23 protein-coding genes and 1 riboswitch are annotated in these 25,213 nt (G+C 65.8%); of the genes, 7 read left to right on the forward strand and 16 right to left on the reverse strand.

Annotated elements, in window-relative coordinates; translation table 11 throughout:
* Window positions 1–250: 250 nt before the first annotated feature.
* A complete protein-coding gene (locus QME24_RS16050; RefSeq protein ID WP_009686723.1) occupies window positions 251–1,546 on the forward strand; it encodes an MFS transporter in 1,296 nt (431 codons plus the stop codon).
* A 29-nt stretch (window positions 1,547–1,575) separates the two neighbouring features.
* On the opposite strand, the gene madM is transcribed toward QME24_RS16050, so the two are convergent.
* The 9 genes from madM to mdcA form a co-directional block, all read right to left on the reverse strand.
* Entirely contained in the window at window positions 1,576–2,340 is a 765-nt protein-coding gene (madM, locus tag QME24_RS16055) for a malonate transporter subunit MadM (RefSeq protein ID WP_009686722.1), read from the reverse strand.
* 2 nt (window positions 2,341–2,342) lie between these two features.
* Window positions 2,343–2,765 carry a malonate transporter subunit MadL gene (gene madL / locus QME24_RS16060; protein WP_009686721.1) on the reverse strand — a complete coding sequence of 141 codons (423 nt, stop codon included), beginning with the start codon at window positions 2,763–2,765 and terminating at the stop codon, window positions 2,343–2,345.
* Window positions 2,766–2,888: 123 nt separating this feature from the next.
* A complete protein-coding gene (gene mdcH / locus QME24_RS16065) occupies window positions 2,889–3,809 on the reverse strand; it encodes a malonate decarboxylase subunit epsilon (RefSeq protein ID WP_192440135.1) in 921 nt (306 codons plus the stop codon).
* Entirely contained in the window at window positions 3,806–4,420 is a 615-nt protein-coding gene (locus QME24_RS16070; RefSeq protein WP_280091112.1) for a malonate decarboxylase holo-ACP synthase, read from the reverse strand. The genes mdcH and QME24_RS16070 overlap by 4 nt, the downstream gene beginning before the upstream one ends.
* Window position 4,421: 1 nt before the next feature.
* Window positions 4,422–5,213, reverse strand: a complete 792-nt coding sequence (mdcE, locus tag QME24_RS16075; protein WP_280091111.1) for a biotin-independent malonate decarboxylase subunit gamma — start codon at window positions 5,211–5,213, stop codon at window positions 4,422–4,424.
* Window positions 5,210–6,058, reverse strand: a complete 849-nt coding sequence (locus QME24_RS16080) for a biotin-independent malonate decarboxylase subunit beta (RefSeq protein ID WP_064314480.1) — start codon at window positions 6,056–6,058, stop codon at window positions 5,210–5,212. The genes mdcE and QME24_RS16080 overlap by 4 nt, the downstream gene beginning before the upstream one ends.
* Window positions 6,051–6,350: a malonate decarboxylase subunit delta gene (locus QME24_RS16085; RefSeq protein WP_009686716.1), complete on the reverse strand. Its 300-nt coding sequence runs from the start codon at window positions 6,348–6,350 to the stop codon at window positions 6,051–6,053. The genes QME24_RS16080 and QME24_RS16085 overlap by 8 nt, the downstream gene beginning before the upstream one ends.
* Window position 6,351: 1 nt before the next feature.
* Complete coding sequence (locus QME24_RS16090; RefSeq protein WP_280091110.1) at window positions 6,352–7,257, reverse strand: triphosphoribosyl-dephospho-CoA synthase; 906 nt, start codon at window positions 7,255–7,257, stop codon at window positions 6,352–6,354.
* Window positions 7,257–8,918 carry a malonate decarboxylase subunit alpha gene (mdcA, locus tag QME24_RS16095; RefSeq protein WP_280091109.1) on the reverse strand — a complete coding sequence of 554 codons (1,662 nt, stop codon included), beginning with the start codon at window positions 8,916–8,918 and terminating at the stop codon, window positions 7,257–7,259. The genes QME24_RS16090 and mdcA overlap by 1 nt, the downstream gene beginning before the upstream one ends.
* Before the next feature lie 329 nt (window positions 8,919–9,247).
* Between mdcA and QME24_RS16100 the strand changes: the two genes are divergently transcribed.
* On the forward strand, window positions 9,248–10,318 hold the full coding sequence (locus tag QME24_RS16100; RefSeq protein WP_192440140.1) for an enoyl-CoA hydratase/isomerase family protein: 1,071 nt from the start codon (window positions 9,248–9,250) through the stop codon (window positions 10,316–10,318).
* A gap of 16 nt (window positions 10,319–10,334) precedes the next feature.
* Window positions 10,335–11,486, forward strand: a complete 1,152-nt coding sequence (locus QME24_RS16105; protein ID WP_192440141.1) for an acyl-CoA dehydrogenase family protein — start codon at window positions 10,335–10,337, stop codon at window positions 11,484–11,486.
* A gap of 39 nt (window positions 11,487–11,525) precedes the next feature.
* On the opposite strand, the gene QME24_RS16110 is transcribed toward QME24_RS16105, so the two are convergent.
* Window positions 11,526–12,458, reverse strand: a complete 933-nt coding sequence (locus QME24_RS16110) for a LysR family transcriptional regulator (RefSeq protein ID WP_029887230.1) — start codon at window positions 12,456–12,458, stop codon at window positions 11,526–11,528.
* Between the two features lie 124 nt (window positions 12,459–12,582).
* On the opposite strand from QME24_RS16110, the gene QME24_RS16115 reads away from it, so the two are divergent.
* Complete coding sequence (locus QME24_RS16115; protein ID WP_054904757.1) at window positions 12,583–12,843, forward strand: DUF2790 domain-containing protein; 261 nt, start codon at window positions 12,583–12,585, stop codon at window positions 12,841–12,843.
* Window position 12,844: 1 nt separating this feature from the next.
* Here QME24_RS16115 and QME24_RS16120 read toward each other — a convergent pair whose 3' ends face one another.
* Window positions 12,845–13,537: a tRNA (adenine(22)-N(1))-methyltransferase TrmK gene (locus tag QME24_RS16120; protein ID WP_054904768.1), complete on the reverse strand. Its 693-nt coding sequence runs from the start codon at window positions 13,535–13,537 to the stop codon at window positions 12,845–12,847.
* A gap of 136 nt (window positions 13,538–13,673) precedes the next feature.
* On the opposite strand from QME24_RS16120, the gene QME24_RS16125 reads away from it, so the two are divergent.
* Entirely contained in the window at window positions 13,674–14,054 is a 381-nt protein-coding gene (locus tag QME24_RS16125) for a RidA family protein (RefSeq protein WP_054913469.1), read from the forward strand.
* A gap of 123 nt (window positions 14,055–14,177) precedes the next feature.
* Window positions 14,178–16,178: a U32 family peptidase gene (locus tag QME24_RS16130; protein ID WP_054904759.1), complete on the forward strand. Its 2,001-nt coding sequence runs from the start codon at window positions 14,178–14,180 to the stop codon at window positions 16,176–16,178.
* 47 nt (window positions 16,179–16,225) lie between these two features.
* Here QME24_RS16130 and QME24_RS16135 read toward each other — a convergent pair whose 3' ends face one another.
* Window positions 16,226–17,551, reverse strand: coding sequence for a sigma-54 dependent transcriptional regulator (locus tag QME24_RS16135; protein WP_054913470.1), 1,326 nt, complete (start codon window positions 17,549–17,551; stop codon window positions 16,226–16,228).
* Between the two features lie 341 nt (window positions 17,552–17,892).
* On the opposite strand from QME24_RS16135, the gene QME24_RS16140 reads away from it, so the two are divergent.
* Entirely contained in the window at window positions 17,893–18,159 is a 267-nt protein-coding gene (locus QME24_RS16140; RefSeq protein WP_009686703.1) for a hypothetical protein, read from the forward strand.
* Window positions 18,160–18,265: 106 nt separating this feature from the next.
* Here the strand turns inward: QME24_RS16140 and QME24_RS16145 are convergent, their stop codons facing one another.
* The 4 genes from QME24_RS16145 to cobW form a co-directional block, all read right to left on the reverse strand.
* Window positions 18,266–18,844, reverse strand: coding sequence for a VWA domain-containing protein (locus QME24_RS16145; protein ID WP_054904769.1), 579 nt, complete (start codon window positions 18,842–18,844; stop codon window positions 18,266–18,268).
* 89 nt (window positions 18,845–18,933) lie between these two features.
* Complete coding sequence (locus QME24_RS16150) at window positions 18,934–19,944, reverse strand: AAA family ATPase (protein ID WP_232892729.1); 1,011 nt, start codon at window positions 19,942–19,944, stop codon at window positions 18,934–18,936.
* Window position 19,945: 1 nt separating this feature from the next.
* Window positions 19,946–23,707: a cobaltochelatase subunit CobN gene (cobN, locus tag QME24_RS16155; protein ID WP_280091108.1), complete on the reverse strand. Its 3,762-nt coding sequence runs from the start codon at window positions 23,705–23,707 to the stop codon at window positions 19,946–19,948.
* 3 nt (window positions 23,708–23,710) lie between these two features.
* Window positions 23,711–24,778, reverse strand: coding sequence for a cobalamin biosynthesis protein CobW (gene cobW / locus QME24_RS16160; RefSeq protein WP_054904763.1), 1,068 nt, complete (start codon window positions 24,776–24,778; stop codon window positions 23,711–23,713).
* 99 nt (window positions 24,779–24,877) lie between these two features.
* A riboswitch (cobalamin riboswitch) is annotated at window positions 24,878–25,091 on the reverse strand.
* Between the last annotated feature and the right edge of the window lie 122 nt (window positions 25,092–25,213).

Below are 25,213 nucleotides of genomic sequence, written 5' to 3' on the forward strand. Positions count from 1 at the left end.
CGTAGAATCGCGCTTCCTTTTCGCCCGTCGCCGTCAACGGTGGCAACCAGCAGCAATGACAGAGTCCGTGCCTGAACACATGCCCACCATGTGAAATAGGCTCAACCCTCCCCGCCCGGCCCCATCCCCTACGGCCCAGCGGTTGAGTCTTGCCCAGGTCGCATCCGTGCAGCTACTCGCCCCTTGCGGGGTCGAGCCGGTGTGCGCGTCCGAAAAGGCGCTCATTCCGCTCATCCAACCAGAGGTACCTATGTCTCCGCGTTTGCTGGCCATGGCGCTGGCGCCCCTGCTCGGGCTGTTCATCATCGCCCTGGGCAACGGCTTCATGTCTTCCCTCACCACCCTGCGCCTGGGCGCTGCCGGTGAGTCTGCCACCACCATTGGCATCGTTTCGTCGACCTACTTCATCGGCCTCACACTGGGCGCCATCTTCAACGACCGGCTGATCCTGCGCATCGGCCACATTCGCGCCTATACCAGCTTCGCCTCGCTGATTGCCGTGACCATCTTGCTGCAGGGCTTGTTCTACGACGTGACCTGGTGGTCGGTGCTGCGCCTGATCAACGGCTGGGCCGCCGTGGGCGTGTTCCTGGTGATCGAAAGCTGGCTGCTGCTGGCCGGCGACGCGAAAATCCGCGGCCGCCTGCTGGCGCTGTACATGATCGCCTTCTATGGCGCCGGGGTCATCGCCCAGGCCGGCCTGGGGGAGATCACCCAGTTGGGCGATACCGCGCCGTTCATGCTGGCCGGCGTGCTCGCCGCGCTGTCGGTGCTGCCCATCGTGATCCTGCCGCGGGTATCGCCCTTGCTAGAGCAGGTCGAACCCCTCAAGCCCCGGCAGTTGCTGGGCGTGGCCCCCTCGGGCCTGGTGGGTTGCTTCGGCTCGGGCGTCGCCATCGCCGGCATCTATGCCCTGTTGCCGCTGTACCTGCAACGCATCGGCCTGGAGGTGGGCGAAGTCGGCAACATGATGGCCTGGGTCATCCTTGGCGCCATGCTGTTGCAGTACCCGGTCGGGCGCTGGTCGGACCGCAAAGACCGCCTGGACGTACTGCTGGCGCTGGCCGCCTTGTGCGTTGTGCTGTCACTGGTCACGGTGTTCCTGCCCTCGGACTCGTTCCTGCTGCCGGCCATGCTGTTCCTGTTGGGCGGTGGCGTGTTCACCCTGTACCCGGTCGCGGTCAGCCATGCCGCCGACCGCGCACCGTCCGATGCGCTGGTGCCGATGATCCAGGGTTTGCTGCTGATCAACTCACTGGGCTCGGCCATGGCACCGGTGGCCATTTCGCCGATGATGACCGAGTTTGGCGAGGCCGGACTGTTCTGGGCGTTTGCCGTGGTCAACCTGGCGATGCTGTGCTTCTTCATGTGGCGCCGTGGCAAGCGCCCGGCGGCAGAACACCCGGCGCCCTTCGCCGCCTCGACCACGTTCTCGCCCACCGGTGCCGAACTGCGGGTAACCGAAGACCTGATGCATGCCGCGCAAGAGCACCCGCCGCTGGAGCCCGCCGACCCTGCACCGGCTGCCCAGAGCCAGGCCCACTGAGCCAACGGGCTGCCATGCAGCCCGGTTGTCTACCCCACCAACCCTCGCACACAGAAGTACAGGATCGACGGCCCCATCAGGCACCCCAAGCCGGTATGGAACGTGGCGGTCAGTGCCCCATAAGGCACCAGCCGCCGGTCCGTCGCCGCCAACCCGGCGGTCACACCCGACACAGTCCCCGCCAAACCGCCGAACACCATTGCCGAGCGTGGGTTGTCCAGCGCCAGCAAACGGGCCGATACCGGGGTGAATACCATCACCAGAATCGCCTTGATCAAACCGGTAGCGATCGACAGGGCCATCACGTCCGAACTGGCACCCAGCGCCGCGCCGGTCACCGGGCCGACGATGTACGTCACGGCGCCGGCACCAATGGTGGTCATGCTCACCGCGTCGCGGTAACCAAAGGCGTACGCCACGCCCGCCCCGACAATGAATGGCAAGACCGTGCCGAGCAGCAGCGCCACCGCGCCGATCATCCCGGCACGGCGAGCCTCGGTGGCCTGCACCTCGAACGCCGTGGCAACGATGGCGAAGTCGCGCAGCATGGCCCCGCCCATCAGGCCGATGCCGGAAAACAGCGCCATGTCGGCCAGGCCTTTCTGGCCGCCTGTGAGGGTACCGCCCACCCAGGCCAACACCAGCCCGATGACAATGGCGATGGCCGAGCCGTGCACGCGGCCGAAGGTCAGGTACCTGGACAACAACACCGACAGCCACATGATGCCGCCCACCACCGCGAAGGCAGTGATCAGGCCGTTATGTTCCAAGGCATTATCAATGATCGGCCACATGTTCAGCGCCCTCCTGCAGGGGCAGCATGCCCATTGGCCTGGGGTGGCGCCTCGACCGCGGGGAGCGGTTCGCCGCGGTGGCTGCGGCTGATCAGTGCAATGGTCGCACCGCACACCAGCACCGCACCTATTGCAGCCAGCAGCGCCACCGGCCCGCCGTGCAGGGCGGTGACCACGTTCTGTTGCGCCGCCATGGCCACCACGACCGGAATGTACATGGCCCCCCAGAACCCCACACCGAACTCGCACTCCTTGCTCATGCCACCGTGACGGTGCATGTAAAGGCGTGCGCAGATCAGCAGGATCATGGCGATGCCGACCCCGCCTACATTGGATTTGACGCCCAGCAGTACGCCCAGAAAGTCGCCGACGATAACCCCAGCCAGCGTACAGACCGCCAGCAGTGCCACACCATAGATGATCATTGTTGTTGTCCTCAGGTAGTGTCGAAGTTGCTTGTTGTTGTTCTTCGCCATCGGTAAACCCGCAAGCGCCGCACTGGCTTCATTGGCGGGCGTAGCCCGTGCCAGCCGGCGCGATGCCCGCCATCATCGCCGGTCCGCCACCTCCTGGCGCAGCAGCGCATCCAGGCTGTCCCATCGGGTGCCTTCCACCGCCAGCACCCTGCCCTGTTCGAACACCGGCCGGGCCAGGCCGCTGAGCGTGCTGCCAGGCGGCATTTCCAGGTGCAGGCGCACGCCGCGTTCATAGGCATTGCGCAACGCCGCCCGCCAGTCCACCCGGCGCGCCATGTTGCCGGCCAGATCGTCACGCAGGCGCTGCGGGTCGACTATCACCCGTGCGCTGCTGCCACTGAGGTAAGTGATACGTGGCCGCTGCAGTTCGACCGCAGCGAAGGCCGCACCCAGCTCGGCTGCCGGGCCAGCCAGCAACGGGCAATGCGATGGCACGCTGACTGCCAGCCGGCGCGCGATGCCCCTGCCCAGGCTGCGCGCGCGGGCCGCCACCGCCGCCATCGCCGTTTCGCTGCCGGCAATGACGATCTGCTGCTCGCTGTTGAGGTTGGCGACATACACTTCGCCACCCACCTCGCCGAGCAAGCGCTCGACACTGGCCAGCTCCAGGCCACTGAGCGCAGTCATGCCATAGCCGCGCGGATAGGCCCGTTGCATCAGTTCGCCGCGCAGGGCAACCAGGCGCACAGCGTCGGCAAAGCCCAAAGCACCGGCCACCACTGCCGCCGGATAGGCGCCGACCGACAAGCCCGCCACGCAATCCGGCCCTGGGCTGCGCTGCATCAACCAGCGCGCCCAGGCCACGCCACTGAGCAGCAGGCACAGCTGCACGGCGCGGGTCGACTGCAGGGCGTGCTCGCTGTCCAACGCCAGTGCGGCCTGGCCAAGGGCATCGCTGGCCTCCTCCAGCACCGGCGCGCTGCCTTCGGGCAGGCGCTGCAACATGCCCACCTGCTGGGCACCCTGGCCCGGGAACGCGAACAGAGTGCTCATGCGGCACGCTCCCGTACAGCCCACGGGTCTTCGCACAGGCATGGCCCCACGGGCGACTTGAGCAACACGCGCTGGGCGAAACCGGCCCACTCGCGCAACGCCACAGCCCCGCCCGGGGTTTCCAGCTGCGCATCGATACGGCATGGCGCGGCGGCCAGCGTCGCCAACAGCGTGCGGGCCTGTATACGCGCCAGCGGTTGCGGCGTGCGTACCAGTATGTCCAGGTCGCTGTCGGCGTGCAGCACGTCAATACCCGTTGCAATCTGGTAACCCACGCCACCTGTCGGCCCCCAGGCCAGGCCGCAGGCATCGAGCATTGGCGCTACCCAGGCCAGGGCCTGCAATGCTGGCCAGGCGCGCTGTGTTGGCCGCTGCAAGGCTTCGGGGGCCTGCTGGCGTTGAATGTCGCCAACCCGCATCAACGCTGCCAGGCGCTGCACCCGCCCTTGGCCACGTACGCCCACGGCGACCCAGCCGGCGTCACACACCGCGCGGCGCACGACCACCGGCTGGCCGCCGGCCAACACTTCCCGTGCCCACAGCGGCGCGTCGGCCGGCAGGGCCGAAGTGGGCATGCCCCACAGCAGGTCATGGGGGCGTGGCGCGTTCACCTCAGGCCCCCTGCCATTGGCGGCGCAGTTGCTCACGCACTTGCCGCGAGGCACTGCGGTGTTCGCCCGCCAGCCGCGACGACAGGTCGGTCGAGCTGCCAATATCGCGGACCGCGTCGGCAAGGCAGGCACGCACCCGGGCAATGTCGGCGCTGCCAGGCGCTTCGGCGTTGGCCACCGTCAACCGACGCCACAGCAGGCCCAGTGACGCATAGCTGGCCAGGTCATAGGCCATGGGCGGCACCTCGGCGGCCAACGCTTCCAGTTGCTCGACACTGCGCAGGGTAATCCGCGCGGCTGCCGCCTTGCCCATGGCATGCACTATTACCCCGGCATCGTCCAGGGCGATCAGGCGCTGGGCCTGGTAGCCGTGGGCAAGAAAAGCGCCAGACATGGCCTTGCCGACCAGCAGCCCGATTACCGGGTGACCGGCCAGCCGGGCCTGGGCGTAAGCCTGCACAGCGCCAGCCAAGGCCTGATGGATACCCAAGGCCTCCTCACGGCGACCGTAGGCCTGGCAGGGCACATCGATTACCGCGACAATTGCGCGCTTGTGCCCCTGGCTGTCAGCGTCGACCGCGTCGCTCACGGCCTTGGCCAGGCCCCAACCCTCCAGCAGGCCGACTTCGCCCCCGCGGGCGCGGGGGAACGGATTGGCGGGGTCGGGGACCACGGCGATAAAGCGCGCCAGGCGGTTGTCCAGTTCGCCATCGATAACCTGCAACGACGCCGGGTAGCCCGGCAAGGGTTGGCCGCCCGCCAGGCCCGGCAACCAGTTCATGGCACGGTTCATTGGGCTTCTCCTTGGTAAAGGGCACGCACAGCGGCAGCGTCCAGTTGCGGGCACTCGGCGCCCAGCCGGGCCAGGCGCTCGAGGTACCAGGCGTGTTGCCGGGCGCGGTCAGCGCCAGGCGAGTCGAGCAGTTGCAGCAGGCAGTCGCGCAGCGCCTGGATGTCATCGGCCACATAGCCATCGACCAGCCCGCTGGCATGGCGCTGTTCGCCGCCGCTCAGGCTCCAGATGAACGGCCGGTCCTTGGCGTCATACTCGGCAATGCCGGCTTCCTGTTCGATGACCTGAGGCCCGTTCAGGCCCAGGCGGGCCTCGCGGGTGACCAGTAAATGGCTGCACAAGCCAGCGGCGATCGACATGCCGCCGAAGCACCCGACGGAACCTGCAATCAGCCCGATCACCGGCTGCCAGGCCCGCAGTTCGACAATCGCCGCCTGGATTTCGGCAATCGCTGCCAGGCCAAGGTTGGCTTCCTGCAACCGCACACCGCCGGTTTCGAGCAGCAGCACTGCACACGTGGGGATGCCATTGCGGTTGTCTTCGATGGCCAGCTCCAACGCCCCGGCAATCTTGGCGCCGCCCACCTCGCCCATGCTGCCGCCCTGGAAGCCGCCCTCGATAGCGGCGACCACCGCATTGCGCCCGTTCAGCGTGCCTTTGGCGATGACCACGCCGTCGTCAGCCTGCGGCACGATGCCCTGCAAGGGCAGCCAAGGCGACATCAGCCGGTCGAAGGGGCCGAGCAGCTCGCGGAAACTGCCCGGGTCGAGCACGGCGCGGGCGCGCTGCCGGGCACCCAGTTCTACGAAGCTGCGGCTGCGCAGCAAGCGTGCGGTGTCAGTCATGGGCGATCTCCTCGAAGCCTTGTTCCAGGCGCAGGCGGACCACCCCCGGGGTGGCGCCGAAGTCATGAATGTCGATGTTCACGGCCGGCCAGGCGCGGCCCTCGAACAGGCGCTGGAACAGTTGCGCCCAGCGCGCGGCGCTGCCATCGACCGAAGTCACCACCTGGATCTGCAGGTGGCCGGCGGTGCCGGGTTCGATCAGTACTTCAAGGTCGCCGGAGCTGACACAGCCCACCAGCGTGCGGCCACGCCCTGGTTCGGCGGCGGGGAAATCGAAGGTCAGGGTTTCCATGTCACAGGCTCCCGGCTTTGTCGAGGAACAGGCAGGCGGCCAGTAGGTCGGCGGCGCCGCCCGGTGAGGCGTTCAGTTGCAGCAGTTGCTGGTCCAGCGCACGCAGGTGGCGGCGCCCGGCCAGGGTGGCACTGCCCCCGGCACCCAGTACCGCGCGGGCGCCCTGCTGCACGGCGGCCAGCCCGGCAGGGCCGCTGCGCCACAGCACACAGGTATCGCTGAGCACGGCCATGATGGCGAGCAAGGCATCGAGCCGGGCGTTGGCCTCACTGGCACCGCTGGCGCGGCTGCGTTGCAGGTGTGGCAAGCCGTGGCCGATAACTGCAGGGAAGCCTTGTTGCGCCTGTTCGCGGGCACCGCTGCTGCCATAGCGCTGGCGCACCTGCAGGCCATGGCTGTGCTGCTGCGGCATGGCCGGGTCGTCGAACAGGGCGATGCGCCCGGCCCGCGCGGCCACCGTGCTGGCGCTGGCATCGGGGTAGAGGGCCTTGGCGGCGACCAGCAGGCCCAGGGCCCAGATAGCGCCGCGGTGGGTGTTGACCCCATGGGTCGCGGCCAGCATCGCGGCTTCGCCTTCACGGCCGAGCTGGCCCAAGCTGGCGCGCAGGGGTTGGCCGATGGTGCCAATGGTTTGCGCGGCTGCAGCCATGTTGCGCAGGCAGGGCCACAGGGCCAGGGCCGAGGCGTGCATCAGGGCCAGGGTCATGTCGGTGTGAGCGCCGTTGCTGCGGCGGTCGACCAGGCCGGGTTTGGGGGACAGTTCGGCTTCGTCGATCAGGGCTTCCACGGCCAAGTCGGCCAGGTGGTCTGGCAGTTGAATCCGGGTTGTGTGGGCTGGCCTCTTCGCGGGTAACCCCGCGCCCACAGGGACCGTAACAGGTTCAAGGCGCAAGTCGTGTGCTTTCATCACCAGCTCCTGAACCGTGCCGGCGGGTTGTACAGGCCGCCGGACCATTCAACCAGGTCGGCAACGCTGCGCGCTGCCAGCAGCTCGCGGCTGGCGTCGGTGCGGCGGATGCCCAGGTCTTCGGGCAATGCGACCAGGCCTTGCTGGCGCAGGCGCGCAGTGTCTTTCGGGTCATGCCGCAGGCCGATGGCGGTAACCCCGGCCACAGCGGCAATCATCTGCTGGCGCTCTTCCAGGCTGCGGGCCTTGTACAGGTAGGCAATGCCCTCTTCGGTCAACAGGTGGGTAACGTCGTCACCGTAGATCATCACCGGGGCCAGCGGCATGCCGGCCTTTTTCGCCACGGCCACCGCATCGAGGGTTTCCACGAAGGTCGGTTTGCCGCCTTCCTGGTAGGTTTCGACCATCTGCACCACCAGCTTGCGGCCGCGCTCCAGCAGGGTTTTCGGCACGGTCATGTCGAGCCAGGCCGGCGTTGCATGGCGCCGGCCCCGGGGGTCGTGGCCCATGTTCGGCGCCCCGCCAAAGCCGGCCAGGCGGCCGCGGGTGACTGTCGACGAGTGGCCATCGCCGTCTACCTGCAGGGTCGCGCCAATGAACAGGTCCACGGCGTACTGCCCGGCCAGCTGGCACATCATGCGGTTGGAGCGCAGTGAACCGTCACGGCCGGTGAAGAACACATCGGGCCGCTGGGCGATGTAGTCCTCCATGCCCAGCTCGGTGCCAAAGCAATGCACGCTTTGCACCCAACCGCTTTCGATAGCCGGGATCAGCGTAGGGTGCGGGTTGAGGGTCCAGTTGCGGCAGATCTTGCCCTTGAGCCCCAGCGACTCGCCGTAGGTGGGCAGGATCAGCTCGATGGCAGCGGTATTGAAGCCGATGCCATGGTTCAACGACTGCACCTGGTGTTTTTCGTAGATGCCGCGAATGGCCATCATCGCCATCAGCACATGCACCGGCTTGATATGACGCGGGTCGCGGGTGAATAGCGGTTCGATGTAGAAAGGTTGGTCGGCAACCACCACGAAATCGACCCATGATGCCGGGATATCGACCCGCGGCAGGTCATCGACACGGTCGACCAGCTGGTTGACCTGGGCGATGACGATACCGTCGCTGAACGCGACCGGCTCCACCAGCGCTGGGGTGTCTTCGGTGCTGGGCCCGGTGTACAGGTTGCCCTCACGGTCGGCCATGAAGCCTGCCACCAAGGTCACGTTGGGGATCAGGTCGACCAGCAGCCGCGAGTACAGCTCGATATAAGTGTGGATCGCGCCGACTTCGAGCAAGCCGTCTTCAAGCAACTGGCCAATGCGCAGGCTTTGTGGCCCCGCGAAGGAAAAATCCAGCTTGCGGGCGATGCCGCGCTCGAACAAGTCCAGGTGCTCTGCACGGCTGACGCTGGGCATGATCATGTGCAGGTCGTGCAGGCGCCCAGGGTCGACCTTGGCCAGCGAACGCGAGAGGAAGTCGGCCTGCTTCTGGTTGTTGCCTTCCAGCACCACCCGGTCGCCGGGGGCCAGCAACAGCTCCAGTGCTTCGACGATACGCTCGCTGGGCAGCACCGCACCGTCGGCAAGGTGGCGGACCTGATCGAGGCGGCGTTGCTTTTCGGCACGCCGTCGCGACCATTGCGGCGGTGGATTCTGTGTTGTTGTCATGGTGACTCCACGGGTTCGCTGTCGTGGGGCCACCTTAGGGCGGGGGCCAGCCGGGCATCAATCAAGCTCGGCGGTGGATCGTTACGCTAAGGTTAATGATCGTGAATCTGGTGGACCAAAACACCAAGAACATCGGCGCCCATCCACCAAGCCAATCCGGTAAACCTCAAACCTTGCTAGAGTGGCAACACTGCCAGGCACGCAAAAATGCAGATTCCCCCTGCAGATTTGTCGATTGTACAAGGCAAATTCGCATGCAAGGATCGCCAGATCCTCCAGCGAAATCCAGACTTCACTTGGAAAATCAATAACAAAGCAGGGAGAAGGCAATGACTGCGCACGCTTACACCTCGGCCACCGACCATGTATTGGCCGAGGTCCGCAACCAGGTCGGCCACCTGACACTGAACCGCCCCGCCGGCCTCAATGCCCTTACCCTGGACATGGTCCGTAGCCTGCGCCACCACCTGGAACAGTGGGCCCGGGACCCGCACGTACGGGCGGTGGTGCTGCGCGGTGCAGGCCCCAAGGGTTTTTGCGCCGGTGGCGATATCCGCTCGCTGCACGACAGCTTCAAGGCCGGCGATACGCTGCATGAGACCTTTTTCGTCGAGGAGTATGCCCTCGACCTGGCCATCCACCGTTACCGCAAACCGGTGCTGGTGCTGATGGACGGCTTCACCCTCGGCGGTGGCATGGGCCTGGCTCAGGGCTGTGACCTGCGTGTGGTGACCGAGCGCAGCCGCCTGGGTATGCCCGAAGTCGGCATTGGCTATTTCCCCGACGTGGGCGGCAGTTATTTTCTGTCGCGCCTCCCTGGCGAGCTGGGCATCTACCTGGGGGTGAGCGGCGCACAGGTGCAGGCCGCCGATGCGCTGTACTGCGGCCTGGCCGACTGGTACCTGGCCAGCGACCAGCTCGCCGCCCTGGATCAAGGCCTGGACCAGCTGAGTTTCGGCGACCACCCGCTCAAGGACCTGCAGGGCCTGCTGGCCAGGCTAGGTAGCCAGGTGCTGGAGGATGCCCCGCTGGAAAAGCTGCGCCCGGTCATCGACCACTTCTTCGCCCTGCCCGACCTGCCGGCCATCGTCGAGCAATTGCGCACAGTCAGCATTGGCGACAGCCACGCCTGGGCCATGGCCACTGCCGATCAGCTGGAAAGCCGCTCACCGCTGGCCATGGCGGTTACGCTGGAGATGCTGCGCCGGGGCCGCCAACGGGACCTGGAGGCGTGCTTTGCCATGGAGCTGCACCTGGACCGCCAGTGGTTCCAGCATGGCGATATCATCGAAGGCGTACGCGCCCTGATCATCGACAAGGACAAGCAACCGTGCTGGAACCCACCCACCCTGGCTGCACTGCAACGCCAGCGGGTCGACCAATTCTTCGAAGGCCTGTGAGCCCGGGAGTACACCGATGCAAGACCTGGAACTGAGCGAAGAACAGATCATGATCCGCGACATGGCGCGCGATTTTGCCCGTGGCGAAATCGCCCCGTACGCCCAGGCCTGGGAAAAGGCCGGCTGGATCGATGACGACGTGGTACGCAAGATGGGCGAACTGGGCCTGCTGGGCATGGTCGTGCCCGAAGATTTTGGCGGCAGCTACACCGACTACGTCGCCTATGCCCTGGCGGTAGAGGAAATTTCCGCCGGTTGTGGCGCCACCGGGGCGATGATGAGCATTCACAACTCCGTGGGTTGCGGCCCGCTGCTGGCATATGGCACGGCCGACCAACAGCAGCAATGGCTGCCGCGCCTGGCCACGGGTGAAGTGATCGGCTGCTTCTGCCTGACCGAGCCGCAAGCCGGCTCCGAGGCGCATAACCTGCGGACCCGCGCAGAGTTGGTAGACGGCCAATGGGTAATCAATGGCGCCAAGCAGTTCGTCAGCAATGCCCGGCGTGCCGGCCTGGCGATCGTGTTTGCGGTAACCGACCCGGACCTGGGCAAGAAGGGCCTGTCGGCCTTTCTGGTGCCTACCGACAACCCGGGCTTCAAAGTCGACCGCAGCGAACACAAGATGGGCATCCGCGCCTCTGATACCTGCGCGGTCACGTTCGACAACTGCCGTGTACCGGCCGCCAACCTGCTGGGCGAGCGCGGCAAGGGCCTGGCCATCGCCTTGTCCAACCTTGAAGGGGGCCGGATCGGTATCGCCGCGCAAGCGCTGGGCATCGCCCGTGCGGCGTTCGAAGCAGCGCTGGGTTATTCACGGGACCGTGTGCAATTCGGCAAGCCGATCAACGAGCACCAGAGCATCGCCAACCTGTTGGCCGACATGCAGGTGCAGGTCAACGCCGCGCGGCTGCTGATTTTGCATGCTGCGCGCCTGCGCAGCGCCGGCAGGCCGTGCCTGTCAGAGGCATCCCAGGCCAAGCTGTTCGCCTCGGAAATGGCCGAACGGGTGTGCTCGATGGCGATCCAGGTACATGGCGGCTACGGCTACCTGGAAGACTACCCGGTAGAGCGTTACTACCGCGATGCCCGGATCACCCAGATCTACGAAGGCTCGAGCGAAATCCAGCGCATGCTGATTGCGCGGGAGCTGAAGCACTACACGCTTTAGTAGGTCGACGACCGAGCCCTGGCGCCAGGCTCTGCCCACCTAGCGCCAGTAGCGGGCGTCGTCCACCAGCTCGGCGTGCCTTTCGAACAGCGCTGGCAACTGCTCCTTGAGGTAGTCGATCCAGGTACGCACCTTGGCATCCAGGTAGTGCCGTGACGGGTAAATTGCATACAGCGCACTCTCGCGCAGCCGATACGGCGCCAACAGGCGGCACAGCCGCCCCTGCCCGATCGCCTGGCTGGCGGTGTAGAACGGCAACAGGCCTATGCCCATGCCCAACTCGCTGGCCACCAGCATGGCATCGGCAACATTGGTGGAGAAACCGTCCTTCGGTACGATCACACACTGGTCGACCCCTTGCGGGAACACCCAGTCACCTTCGTACAGGGGGTACGACATGCGCAGGCAACGATGGCCGTGCAAGTCTTCGGGGCTTTCCGGTACGCCATTGGCTTCCAGGTAGGCCGGAGCCGCGCAGGGGATACTGAAGATATTGCCCAGCGGCACGGCGATCAGCTGCGAATCGGGCAACGCGCCGTCAACGGTAATCACCACATCATGCCCTTCGGCCAGCGGGTCGGGGTTGCGCTGTGAGAGGGTCAGCTCGATCACCACCTCCGGGCACAACGCGTTGTAGCCGGCCACCAGCGGCATCAGCAACAGCCCCAGGCCATGGGGACAGTGTAGACGTAACCGCCCACGCGGCGTCAGGTGCGCACCACGGGCCTCGCCCACCGCTTCTTCGGTCAGCAGCATGATCTGCCGCGCCCGCTCGAGAAACCGCTCGCCGGCCTCGCTCATGCGCAAGCGCCGGGTGGTGCGGTGCAACAGGCGGGTCTGCAACTGGTTTTCCAGCTCCGCCACGATGCGCGAAACCTGTGCCGCAGAGATGTCCAAGGCGTTGGCGGCCGCCGCGAAGCTGCCGCATTCCACCACACGGGCGAAGGTACGCATGGCATGCAGCATGTCCATGAAAGTGAGCTCCTTACTGGGTGTTATTGTTACGTTAAAGGCAGGAATCTATCACAACTTAGCCCATTTATTGTGTAAGGCCTTTGAATACATCATTAGTTATACATTGTAAAAGGAGCCAGCCATGAAACCCTCCCTCGCTATAATCGCCATTTTCGCTGCCATGGCTTCGTGCGCATCCCTCGCCGCCACGGGCAACGATCAGCCAGCCAGTAGCAACTATGCATACGGCATGCACCTGGATGTGGCCAAAGTGATTTCCATCACCCCGCCCAGCAACGTCGGCGACTGCCAGATCGGCACCGCTCACATGGTGTACCTCGACCACCATGACCAGAAGCACGAAATCAGTTACCGCGAGATGAGCAACTGCCCGCAACAGTGACTCAGGCCAGCAGCTGCGTTATCCAGCCTACCTGCTGGTTGAAGTCGTCTATCTTCGCTTGCGGCACTGCGCCCCGGGCCCGCTGGAAATTGGCCAGGGTGTGCTGCTTCTGGCGCAGCATGCGCTGCCATTTACCCAGGAACGCCGCGCTTTTTTCCTGCATCAGCAACGGCCCGAAGTACAGCTGTTGAGCGGTGTACACCGCCCTGCCCGGCTCGGCAACGATGATCTCGTAGTCGAAGCGGTTTTCCCGCAGCAGTTCCTCGTGGACGATCCGGTAGCCATTGCCGGCCAGCCACTGGCGTAGTTCGCGCTCACCGCCGTTGGGCTGCAGTACCAGGCGGGTGACGCCGGCCAGGCGCTGCGGGCCTGCCTGCAGGATGGCGCACATGGTGTCGCCGCCCATGCCGCACAGGCTGACCACCGTGATACGGTCCTGTGGCTCGATGGCTGCCAGGCCATCGGCCAGGCGCACGGCCACAGAGGCCTCCAGGCCGTTGCGGCTCACCGTGCGTTGGGCCGAGGCGAACGGCACCTGCGCCACCTCACCGGCCACCCCGGCCTCGATCACCCCGCGCAGCATCAACGCCACCGGCAGGAAGCCGTGGTCCGAGCCAATGTCGGCCAGGCGCGCGCCCTGCGGCACATAGGCAGCCACGCGCTCCAGGCGCCGGGACAAAGTCTGTTCGTTCAACGTAAACCTCTGGTCTGGCAATCGGCCGCGATTCTGCCGGTGAACGCCGCGCTTTACAAACGCCGGGGTGCGCTCGACCGGTGCGTTGCGCTCGCGTAGGCTTGCCGTTTCCTTCCGTTGCAAGGCAAACCACACCATGGCTCAAGCAGACATCATCTATACCCCCGACCCGGACGCCGACTCGATTTCTTCCGACGTCGCCGAGTACAACGGCGTGCTGGTCACCACCCAGATCCCGACCCGTGCCGACGGCAGCCTGGAGCTGGGTGGCATCGTCGCGCAAAGCGAGTGCACCCTGCAGGCCTTGAAAGTGGCGCTGGAAAAAGCCGGCAGCGGTATGGACCGCGTGCTGCACCTGACCATCTACCTGACCGACATGGCCGACCGCGCGGCATTCAACGAAGTGTACCAGCGCTTCTTCAGCAAACCCTGGCCGGTACGTGCCGCCGTTGGCGTGGCCGCCCTGGCGTTCGACGGCATGCGCGTCGAAGTGACGGCGATGGCCGCCAAGCGCTGACCGGCCGTCGTTGCCGCCCCCTCGCACCCTGGCTGCACACCTTCGGGCAGCCCAAGGGTGCCGCCAGCCCGTTTCGCCGCTACAATGCGCGCCTAACCCGTGACAGCCCGAAAATACAACGACATGTCCCTTCCAAAGAACCAGCTGGAACTGCTCAGCCCTGCGCGTGACGTGGCCATCGCCCGTGAGGCGATCCTGCACGGCGCTGATGCCATCTACATCGGCGGCCCAAGCTTCGGCGCGCGCCACAATGCCTGCAACGAAGTCAGCGACATTGCCGAACTGGTCGAGTTCGCCCATCGGTACCATGCGCGCGTGTTCACCACCATCAACACCATCCTCCACGACAACGAGCTGGAGCCGGCGCGCAAGCTGATCCACCAGTTGCATGACGCCGGTGTCGATGCACTGATCGTGCAGGACCTGGGGGTGATGGAGCTGGACATCCCGCCGATCGAGCTGCACGCCAGCACCCAGACCGACATTCGTACCCTGGAGCGGGCGAAATTCCTCGACCAGGCCGGTTTCTCGCAACTGGTGCTGGCCCGCGAGCTGAATTTGCAGCAAATCCGCAGCATCGCCGCCGAAACCGACGCGGCCATCGAGTTCTTCATCCATGGTGCACTGTGCGTGGCATTTTCCGGCCAGTGCAACATCTCCCACGCGCAAACCGGGCGCAGCGCCAACCGTGGCGACTGCTCGCAGGCCTGCCGCCTACCCTACACCCTGAAGGATGACCAGGGCCGCGTGGTCGCGTTCGAGAAACACCTGCTGTCGATGAAAGACAACAACCAGACCGCCAACCTGGCCGACCTGGTCGATGCCGGCGTGCGCTCGTTCAAGATCGAAGGGCGTTACAAGGACATGGGCTATGTGAAGAACATCACGGCCCACTACCGCAAGGAACTGGACGCCATCCTGGAAGGCCGCCCGCACTATGCCCGCGCTTCCAGCGGGCGCACCGAGCACTTCTTCCTGCCCGACCCGGACAAGACCTTCCACCGCGGCAGCACCGACTACTTCGTCACCGACCGCAAGGTCGATATCGGCGCATTCGACTCGCCAACCTTCACCGGCCTGCCGGTGGGCGTTGTGGAAAAGGTCGGCAAGCGCGACCTGCACGTGGTGACCGACGTGCCGTTGACCAACGGCGACGGCCTGAATGTGCTGGTCAAACGCGAAGTGCTGGGTTTTCGCGCCAACATCGCCGAGCCCCGTGGCGAGTTTGAAGAAGACGGCCAAGCACGCTACCGCTACCGCGTCGAGCCCAATGAAATGCCCGAAGGGTTGCACAAGCTGCGCCCCAACCACCCGTTGTCGCGCAACCTGGACCACAACTGGCAACAGGCCCTGCAGCGCACGTCCTCCGAACGCCGGGTGGGCGTGGAGTGGCACGCGGTGCTGCGCGAGCAACGCCTGCTGCTGACCCTGAGCAGCGAGGAAGGGGTCAGTGTGCAGGTAGCCCTGGAGGGCCCGTTCGGCGTCGCCAACAAGCCCCAGCAGGCACTGGAGCAACTGCACGACCTGCTCGGCCAGCTGGGTACCACTATGTACCACGCCGACCGTATCGAGCTGGACGCCCCGCAGGCGTACTTCATCCCCAACTCGCAGCTCAAGGCCCTGCGCCGCGAGGCCATCGAGGCACTGACCGCCGCGCGGGTACAGGCCCACCCACGCGGCGCGCGCAAGGCCGAGACCACGCCGCCGCCGGTGTACCCCGAGTCGCACCTGTCGTTCCTGGCCAACGTGTACAACCAGAAGGCTCGCGACTTCTACCACCGCCATGGCGTGCAACTGATCGACGCCGCCTACGAGGCCCATGAAGAGCACGGCGAGGTGCCGGTGATGATCACCAAGCACTGCCTGCGTTTCAGCTTCAACCTGTGCCCCAAGCAGGCCAAGGGTGTCACCGGCGTACGCACCAAGGTCGCGCCCATGCAGCTGATTCAGGGCGACGAGGTACTGACGCTGAAATTCGACTGCAAGCCGTGCGAGATGCATGTGATCGGCAAGATGAAGAGCCATATCATCGACCTGCCGACACCGGGCAGCGCGGTTGCACAAGTGGTTGGGCACATCAGCCCCGAAGACCTGCTCAAGACCATCCCGCGCGGGCCGCATTGAGGGGTTCGGCCCTGGGTGATGTTCGCCCAGGTGCCGTGGTGTAACGCTCAGCGTATCTGGTGCTTGTGCAACAAGCGGTAGAACGTCGGCCGCGAAACCCCCAGCACCTTGGCAGCCATGCTCAGGTTGTCACTGTGCCGGTTGAGCACATCGCACAAGGCCTGGCGCTCGGCGCGGTGCTTGTATTCTTCCAGGGTGCCTAACGGCTGCTGTTCCTGGTCGTGCAACTGCAAGCCCAGGTCCTGCGCCTCGATCTGCCGCCCTTCGGCCAGCACCAGCCCGCGGCGTACGCGGTTGGCCAGCTCGCGAACGTTCCCCGGCCAGTCATGGTGGCCCATGGCTGCCAAGGCGTGTTCACTGAAGGAGCGCGGCCGGCGCCCGGTTTCCAGGCTGTAGAAATGGGCAAAATGGTTGGCCAGCATGGACAAGTCGCCGTGCCGGTCGCGCAGCGGTGCTGTCACCACCTGCAATACGTTCAGGCGGTAATACAGGTCTTCGCGAAAACGCCCCTGCTCAATGGCCCGTTCCAGGTCCACGTGGGTCGCCGCCAACACCCGCACATCCACCGGTATTGGCTGGCTGCCGCCTACCCGCTCGATGTGCTTCTCCTGCAGAAAGCGCAGCAGGTTGGCCTGCAGTTCCAGCGGCAAGTCGCCAATTTCGTCCAGGAACAAGGTGCCGCCGTGGGCCGCTTCGATACGCCCGACCTTGCGCTGGTGCGCCCCGGTAAAAGCGCCTTTCTCGTGGCCGAACAATTCGGACTGGATCAAATGCTCAGGGATGGCGCCACAGTTGATGGCGATGAACGGCTGATCACTGCGCTGCGACTGGCGGTGCAGCGTGCGCGCCACCAGCTCCTTGCCAGTGCCGCTTTCACCGCGGATGAGCACAGGTGATTCGGTAGGCGCCAGTTTGCCCAGCAGCTTGCGCAGTTCGCGAATCGGCCGGCTGTCACCGAGCAACTCGTCGTTCGCTTCATCGACCTTGACCGCACCCTTGCCGCGCAGGCGCGCCATGCCGAACGCCCGGCCCAGGGTGACCTGCACGCGCGAGACGTCGAACGGCAAGGTGTGGAAGTCGAAAAACCACTCACAGACAAAGTCACCGAAGGCTGGCATGCGCAGTTGGTCGGCGCTCAGCACGGCGATCCACTCGGTGTTGCTGCGCTTGATCATGTCCTTGACCGCGTCCGGGTGCCGCAGGTGCGCGGCCTGCAAGCGCAGCAGGCCCACATCGCAGGGGTGGTCCAGTGCGGCGGCGAGCATGCAGCTGTCGACATCCCAGCCGGCGTTGCGCAGGCCCGGCAATAGGCGGTGGCAATCGTCGCAGGGGTCGACGATCAGCAAACGGCGTTGCGCGGCAGGCTGTTGCATGACCGATCCTTGGCGCCATTGTTTGATTTTTTTTAAAGTAAAACAGCAAGTTGTGGCGCCCGTTTAACAGTAGCAACGAAGTTGACACTGCCCAGTACCGTCCGTCTGCCGACGCATTTTTTTACAAACGCCCACGGGAATTTTCGCACTTTAACGACATCACATGGCGGCGCAGGGACTAACGGAGATAGCCCTGGCAAAAAATTTATTCGCAATGTGTGACTTGCTACCGCACAGCGAGCATCAGTACACATAACCCCGCGCTGCACTTCGCGCACCTGAGGCGACTTTGAAGCAACGCGGACTTACTTCGCTGTTTGGGACCATAGAGAGACCGAACCATGAATGCCCCGCTCCGTGTCAACGAAGCACTGCTGATTGCCGACCACGCCTTCGAACCCTTCCAGTGCGTAGCCTGGGATGCCCCCAATGGCACTGGTGAACTCAGCCTGGCAGTGATCGACCGGACCAACACCCGCATTGGCGCCAAGCAGGTGTCTTCGCGCATCTACTCCGACCCCGCGCAGTGGGCCAGCCTGATCGAGGAAGTGCGCGCCGAATTGTGCGAAAAAGGTTACGACCTGCAACCTTGGTCGATGCCGAAATAATACCGGCGTTTATAACAAGTGCGTGCAGCGCCACGCACTTGTGCAACTTTCATCGTGCAGGCCTGACAACTTTGTCACTTGCGACATTGTGCCGCAGTGCCCCTCTTCAATACGCCAGCTTGAAGTGGTGCAAGTGCTGATAATCCGCCTGCAATTGCTCGGCCAGGCGCTGGGCACGCCCTAGCCGTACCGGTGCCAGTTCCATGTCCACCAACAGCGTGGCACAAGGCATGGGTTGGACCGTGTTGCTGTGCTGCACGCGCCCATCGGTAAACACCAGGCAGCGCAGCACTTCTTGCGGGTGTGCACGCTGGCGTGCCTGCAGCCAATGCCGGGCCTGCTCCAGGGCTGCGAACAGTGGCGTGCCCCCGCCAGCCCCCAATGCCTGTAGCCATGGCTGCAAGGCCGCCGACGCCTTGAGGCCATGGCGCTGCCACTGCGGCGTGCGCCCGCTGGCCGTGAGCAGCGCCAGGCGAGCACGCTGGCGATAAGCCTGATCGAACAGTGCTGCCAACACCCCCTTGGTTTGCGCCAGGGCCTGGTGGCGGCGGGTTGAAGCCGAAGCATCGACGATCACCAACCACAGTTCGGCAGGCCTGGCCCGGCGTTGCTGCCAGCACAGGTCCTGGCGCTGGCGTGGGCGCCCCTTGAGCAAGGTCGGCAGCCAGGCGACCCTACCTGTCACCGCGTCGCGTGCGCGCCCCCGGCTGGCACCGTGCTGCTTGCCTGCACCCGCCTTGGCATCCCCCCCTATGGCGTGTGGCTGGGGGGGGCTCAGGGCTTTTTTGCCCAGTTTGGCACCTCGCGACGGGCGCCACTGGCCACCGGCTGCGCGGGCAATGCACCCCAATCGCCCTGCCCGCCTTGTTCACCAGGGTTGCTGCCGGCCGGCTGTTCGGCCTGTTGCGGGGGGGCTGGCGGATTGGCCTGTGGCGCCACCCGGCGGCGATGGCGCAAGGCAAATTCGGCTACGGCCTCCACGTCGGTTTCTTCAATGGCTGCACCACCGCGCCAGGCACAGTGGGCGCGCGCCGCGCGCAGCCAGACCAGGTCGGCGCGCAAGCCATCCACGCCAGCAGCAAAACAGCGCTCGGTGATCCAGGCCAGTGCCTGGTCGTCCAGGGCAATGCCCGCCAGCACTTGGCGCGCCGCCTGGCAGCGCTCGCGCAACTGCGCCTGTGCCTGCGCCCATTGCGCGCAGAAAGCCTGCGGGTCATGGTCGAAGGCCAGGCGCCGACGGATGATCTGCTGCCGGGCCGCAGGTTCGGGCAAACCATCCAGGGCCACATTAAGGCCGAACCGGTCGAGCAACTGCGGGCGCAGTTCGCCTTCTTCCGGGTTCATGGTGCCGATCAGCACGAAGCGGGCGCTGTGGCGGTGCGAGATGCCGTCGCGCTCGACGCGGTTGGTACCGCTGGCGGCCACGTCAAGCAACAGGTCGACCAAGGTATCTGGCAGCAGGTTGACTTCATCCACATACAGCACGCCGCCATCGGCCTGGGCCAGCACCCCTGGGGAGAACTGAGCCTTGCCCTGGCCAAGCGCGGCGTCGAGGTCCAGGGTACCGACCAACCGTTCCTCACTGGCACCCAGCGGCAGGGTCACGAACGGGCCCTCACCCAGCAGGTCGGCCAGGCCACGGGCCAAGGTGCTCTTGGCCATGCCGCGCGGGCCTTCGATCAGCACGCCGCCGATTTTCGGGTCGATGGCCGTCAGGCACAGGGCCAGCTTCAGGTCCTCGGCACCCACCACGGCCGCCAGCGGAAATTGTACGGGTTCACTCATGTCAAGCCTGTTCCTCGCCGTCGAGCAGTTGCTCCTCAAGCGCTTCGCGGTAGTCACCAGGCGCTTGCCACAGGCCACGTTGCTGGGCCTCAAGCAGGCGCTCGGTAAGGTCACGCAAGGCCTCGGGGTTGTGCTCGCGCATGAAGTCGCGGGTGGCCGGGTCGAGCACATAGGCGTCGGCCAGCCCCTGGTAATGATGGTCGTCGATCAGGTGCGTGGTGGCGTCGAAGGCGAACAGGTTGTCCACCGTCGCCGCCATCTCGAAGGCGCCTTTGTAGCCATGTCGCTTGACCCCATCGATCCACTTGGGGTTCAGCGCACGGGCGCGGATCACCCGGTTCAGCTCTTCTTTCAAGGTGCGGATGCGCGGCCGGTCCACCTGGCTGTGGTCACCGTGGTAACTGGCCACGCCGGCCCCGCCCAGGGTTTCCGAAGCCGCCAGCATGCCACCCTGGAACTGGTAGTAGTCGTTGGAATCGAGCAGGTCGTGCTCGTGGTTGTCCTGGTTTTGCAACACCGCCTGGACCTTGGCCAGGCGCTGGGCGAACTGGGCGCGGGCCGGGGTGCCGTCATCGCTGCCGCCGTAGGCATAGCCGCCATGGTTGAGGTAGACCTCGGCCAGGTCTTCGCGGCTGTGCCACAAGCGGCCGTCGATGGCATTCTGCACCCCGGCACCGTAGGCGCCGGGTTTGGCCCCGAACACCCGCCAGCCAGCCTGCCGAGCGGCCTGTTCGGCGCTTGCACCCTGAGCCTGCAGCGCAGCGCGCTCGGTGCGTACACGGGCAGCCAAGGGGTTGAGGTCGTCGGGCTCGTCCAGCGCCGCCACCGCTTGCACCGCGGCATCGAACAGGCGGATCAGGTTGCCGAAGGCATCGCGGAAGAACCCGGAAACGCGCAAGGTCACGTCCACCCGTGGGCGGTCGAGCAAACTCAGCGGCAAGATCTCGAAGTCATCGACCCGTTGGCTACCGCTGGCCCACACCGGCCGCACGCCCATCAGCGCCATGGCCTGGGCGATGTCGTCGCCGCCGGTACGCATGGTAGCGGTACCCCACACTGAAAGGCCCAACTGGCGCAGGTGGTCGCCATGGTCCTGCAGGTGGCGTTCAAGAATCAGGTTGGCCGAGGCGAAGCCCAGGCGCCAGGCCGTGGTGGTAGGCAGGTTGCGCACGTCCACGGTATAGAAGTTACGACCGGTGGGCAGCACATCGAGGCGGCCACGGCTGGGCGCGCCACTGGGCCCCGCCGGCACGAAGCGCCCGGCCAGCGCCGCCAGCAAGCCCTGCATTTCTGCGCTGCCGCAGGCATCCAGGCCCGGCGCCACCTCCATGCACAGGGCTTGCAGCACCGCATGCACGGGGTGCCATGCGGGGCTGTCAGGTAGCTGTGCAGTGCCGGCCAGCGCCTGCTCGATCAGGTGCAGCGCCAATAGCTCCAGGCGCTCCCGTGTATCGCCACAGGTGCGCCATGCCTCGCTGCTTACCGCTTGCAACGGCTCGGGGCGGTCGCCCTGCCACGGCTGGCCGAGTTCGCAATCCAGCGGGTCGAAGCCGGGTACCAGCGCCTTGGCCAAGGTGCGTAGCAGGCTGGCATTGCCGCCTCGGCCGTCGCCGCGCTCGACCCTGAGCAACGCCAGCAGCGTATCCAGCCGCAGGCGCCCGGCAGGCGATTGGCCAAACACATGCAGGCCGTCGCGGATCTGCGACTCCTTGAGGTCGCACAGGTAAGTGTCCAGGCGCGGCAGCCATACGGCAGCATCGTCCAACTGCCCCTCCAGCTGCAGCTCGCGGTCGATATGGTTGGCCTTGACCAGTTCGAGGATGTCGCGCTGCAACTCGCGCGCCCGCCGAGGGTCGAGCAGTTGCGCTTCATAGAACTCGTCGGCCAGTTGCTCCAGGTGGCGCAACGGCCCGTAAGTCTCGGCACGGGTCAGCGGTGGCATGAGGTGGTCGATGATCACCGCCTGGGTACGGCGCTTGGCCTGGGCGCCCTCACCGGGGTCGTTGACGATGAACGGGTAGATGTTCGGCAGCGGGCCGAGCAAGGCGTCCGGCCAGCACTGCGCCGACAGCCCTACGCCCTTGCCTGGTAGCCATTCGAGGTTGCCGTGCTTGCCAACGTGTATCACCGCGTCGGCAGCGAAGGCATGGCGCAGCCAGAAGTGAAACGCCAGGTAACCATGTGGCGGCACCAGGTCGGGGTCGTGGTAGACCGCGCTGGGGTCCACCTGGTAGCCACGTGCCGGCTGGATGCCGACAAAGGTCAGGCCAAACCGCAGGCCGGCGACCATCAGCCGGCCACTGCGGAACATCGGGTCCTGCTGGGGTGGCCCCCACCGTTCCAGCACCGCCTGGCGGTTGGCTTCGGGCAGGCGCGCGAACGCAGCCTGGTAGTCGGCCAGGCTCAAGCTCTGGGCGCAAGGGCGCTGGTCGAGGTGGTCAAGGTCGTTGGTCACGCCACCGAGCAACTGCTGGATCAGCTGCGTGCCACTGCCCGGCAGGTCGGCCACCGGGTAGCCTTCGGCCTGCAATGCCGTGAGTATGTTCAGGGCCGCAGCGGGCGTATCCAGGCCAACGCCGTTGCCGATACGGCCATCCCGGGTCGGGTAGTTGGCCAGCACCAGGGCCACGCGCTTCTGCCCATTGGGCAGGCGCGCCAGCTCGACCCAACGGCGTGCCAGCTCGGCGACGAAGTCCATGCGTTCGGGGTGGGCGCGGTAGCACACCACGTCCGACTGGCTGCGCTCGCTGCGCCAGGCCATGTCCTTGAAACTGACCGGCCGGGTGATGATGCGCCCGTCCAGTTCGGGCAAGGCAATGTGCATGGCCAGGTCGCGCGCACCCAGGCCTTGTTCGCTGGCTTCCCAGCCGGGCTGGTTGTCCTGCGCGCAAATGCCCTGCAACACCGGGATATCACGGCGGAACGGGCGCAGGTTGGGGCGTTCGGGGCTGGACAGGGCAAAACCGGTGGTGTTGACCAGCACCTCGGCGCCGACCTCGTCCAGCCAGGCTTCGACCTGCTCCAGGCAGGCGCTTTCCTTCAGGCTGGCCACGGCGATCGGCAATGGATTCAGACCGGCCGCCTGCAGGCGCTGGCAGAACACGTCGATGAACGCGGTGTTGGCGGCTTGCAGGTGCGAGCGGTAGAACAGCAGCGGCGCTACCGGGTGTTCGGGGTGCCACTGCGGGTACCAGTCTTCCAGCGCCGCGCTGCCCTTTTGTGGGTGGTACACCGCCGTGCGCGGCAACGGCTGCGGCTCGTCCCAGGCATAGTCGCGGCCCAGCCACTGGCTGGCCAGGCAGTTGAACAGGTTGATGGCGTTGGCCTTGCCGCCTTGGCGCAGGTAGTGCCACAGGCGTTCGGCCTGCGCGCCGGTGACGTTGCCCAGGCTGGTCAGTTCCGGATCCGGGCGGTCGTCGCCCGGCACCAGGATCAGCTGCACGCCACGGGCCGCCAGTTCGACCAGTTGTTCTACGCCATAGCGCCAATAACCGACGCCACCGTGCAGCGACACCAGAATGACCTTGGCATGGCGCAGCACCTGGTCAACGTACAGGTCGACCGAGGCGTGGTTCTGCACCTGCATCGGGTTGGCCAGGCGCAGGCTGGGGAAGCCTGCGGGCAATTGCTCGGCCGTGTCGGCCAGCAACGCCAGGTGAGAATCGCCGCTGCAGAGTATCACCAGTTCGGCGGGTGTCTGGCCAAGGTCGGCGATGCTGTCATCCGGCACAAAGCCGCCGGGCTGGGTCCGCAGCAGGTGCATGGGTCAGGCGCCCAAGGCCTGGCGCAGGCGCGCTTCCAGCTGGGCCGCATCAAGGTCCTGGCCGATCAGCACCAGGCGGGTGATGCGCGGCTCGTCGGCACGCCAGGCACGATCGAAGTGCTTGTCGAAACGGGTACCCACGCCTTGCACCAGCAGGCGCATCGGCTTGCCCGGGATGGCAGCGAAGCCTTTGGCACGCAGGATGCCGAACTCCACCACCAGCTGGGTCAGGGCGTCGAGCAGCAGGCTTTCGTCGGCTTCCGGCAGGTCGATGGAGATGGAGTCGAAGGCGTCGTGGTCATGATCGTCATGGTCGTCGCCGTCGTGGTGCGAGTCGTGGTGGGTACGGCGGCCATCGATGTGCGCCTCGGACTCGGCGCCCACGCCCAGCAGCACTTCCAGTGGCAGCTTGCCGCTGCTGGCTTCGACCACTTTCACCGCCGGCGGCAGTTCTTCGGCGACTTCGGCACGCACCTTGGCCAGGCCTTCGGCGTCGATCAAGTCAGCCTTGTTCAATACCACCAGGTCAGCGCTGGCGAGCTGGTCGGCGAACAGCTCGTGCAGGGGCGACTCGTGGTCCAGGTTGGGGTCAAGCTTGCGCTGCGCATCGACCTGGTCCGGGTAGGCGGCAAAGGTGCCGGCAGCCACCGCCGGGCTGTCGACCACGGTGATCACGGCGTCGACGGTGCAAGCGTTGCGGATTTCCGGCCACTGGAAGGCCTGCACCAGCGGTTTGGGCAGGGCCAGGCCGCTAGTCTCGATCAGGATGTGGTCCAGGTCGCCACGGCGTGCCACCAGCTCGCGCATCACCGGGAAGAATTCTTCCTGCACGGTGCAGCACAAGCAGCCGTTGGCCAGCTCGTAAACGCGGCCGGTGGCCTCTTCTTCAGTGCAACCGATGCTGCATTGCTTGAGGATTTCGCCATCGATGCCCAGTTCGCCGAACTCGTTGACGATGACCGCGATGCGGCGGCCCTGGGCGTTGTCGAGCATGTGGCGCAGCAACGTGGTCTTGCCCGAGCCGAGAAAGCCGGTAACGATGGTAACGGGGAGCTTGGCCAGTGTTTTCATGTCGCAGTGCCCTTGGCAGTATGGCGCGGGCATGCAGGACGACAGCCACCGGCCAGGCAGGCCGGGCTTGTTCGCCACCGGATCACCCCGCCCGGTTGAAAGTCGAAAACGTGACGAGGCAGGTCTCCTGGCTTGCACCGTTCCAGTTGCCTGCCACGGCAGCAGTCTGGCGGGATGACGCCTTCCCGCGCGTTGGCGCAGTGGCTGTGTCGATCCGTTGTCGGCGCTTACAGTTGCGGGGGCAGCCGCGGCTTGTACCGCGTTCCCGTCTTAGCTTCGGCCTGGCCGAAGAACCTCGAAGTGGCAAGGCTACGCAGTGGTTGGCGGGTGGTCAACCGTTGGCTCGCCTCGATTCTTTCAGCGCCTGTGAGATCGAGCGCCGCCCGCGCGGCGCATCGCGAGCTGCGCTCGCTCCTACGTTTGTTTCGGGCCAGT

This window comes from Pseudomonas sp. PARCl1, from assembly GCF_947311875.1.
Classification (GTDB): Bacteria; Pseudomonadota; Gammaproteobacteria; order Pseudomonadales; family Pseudomonadaceae; genus Aquipseudomonas; species Aquipseudomonas juntendi.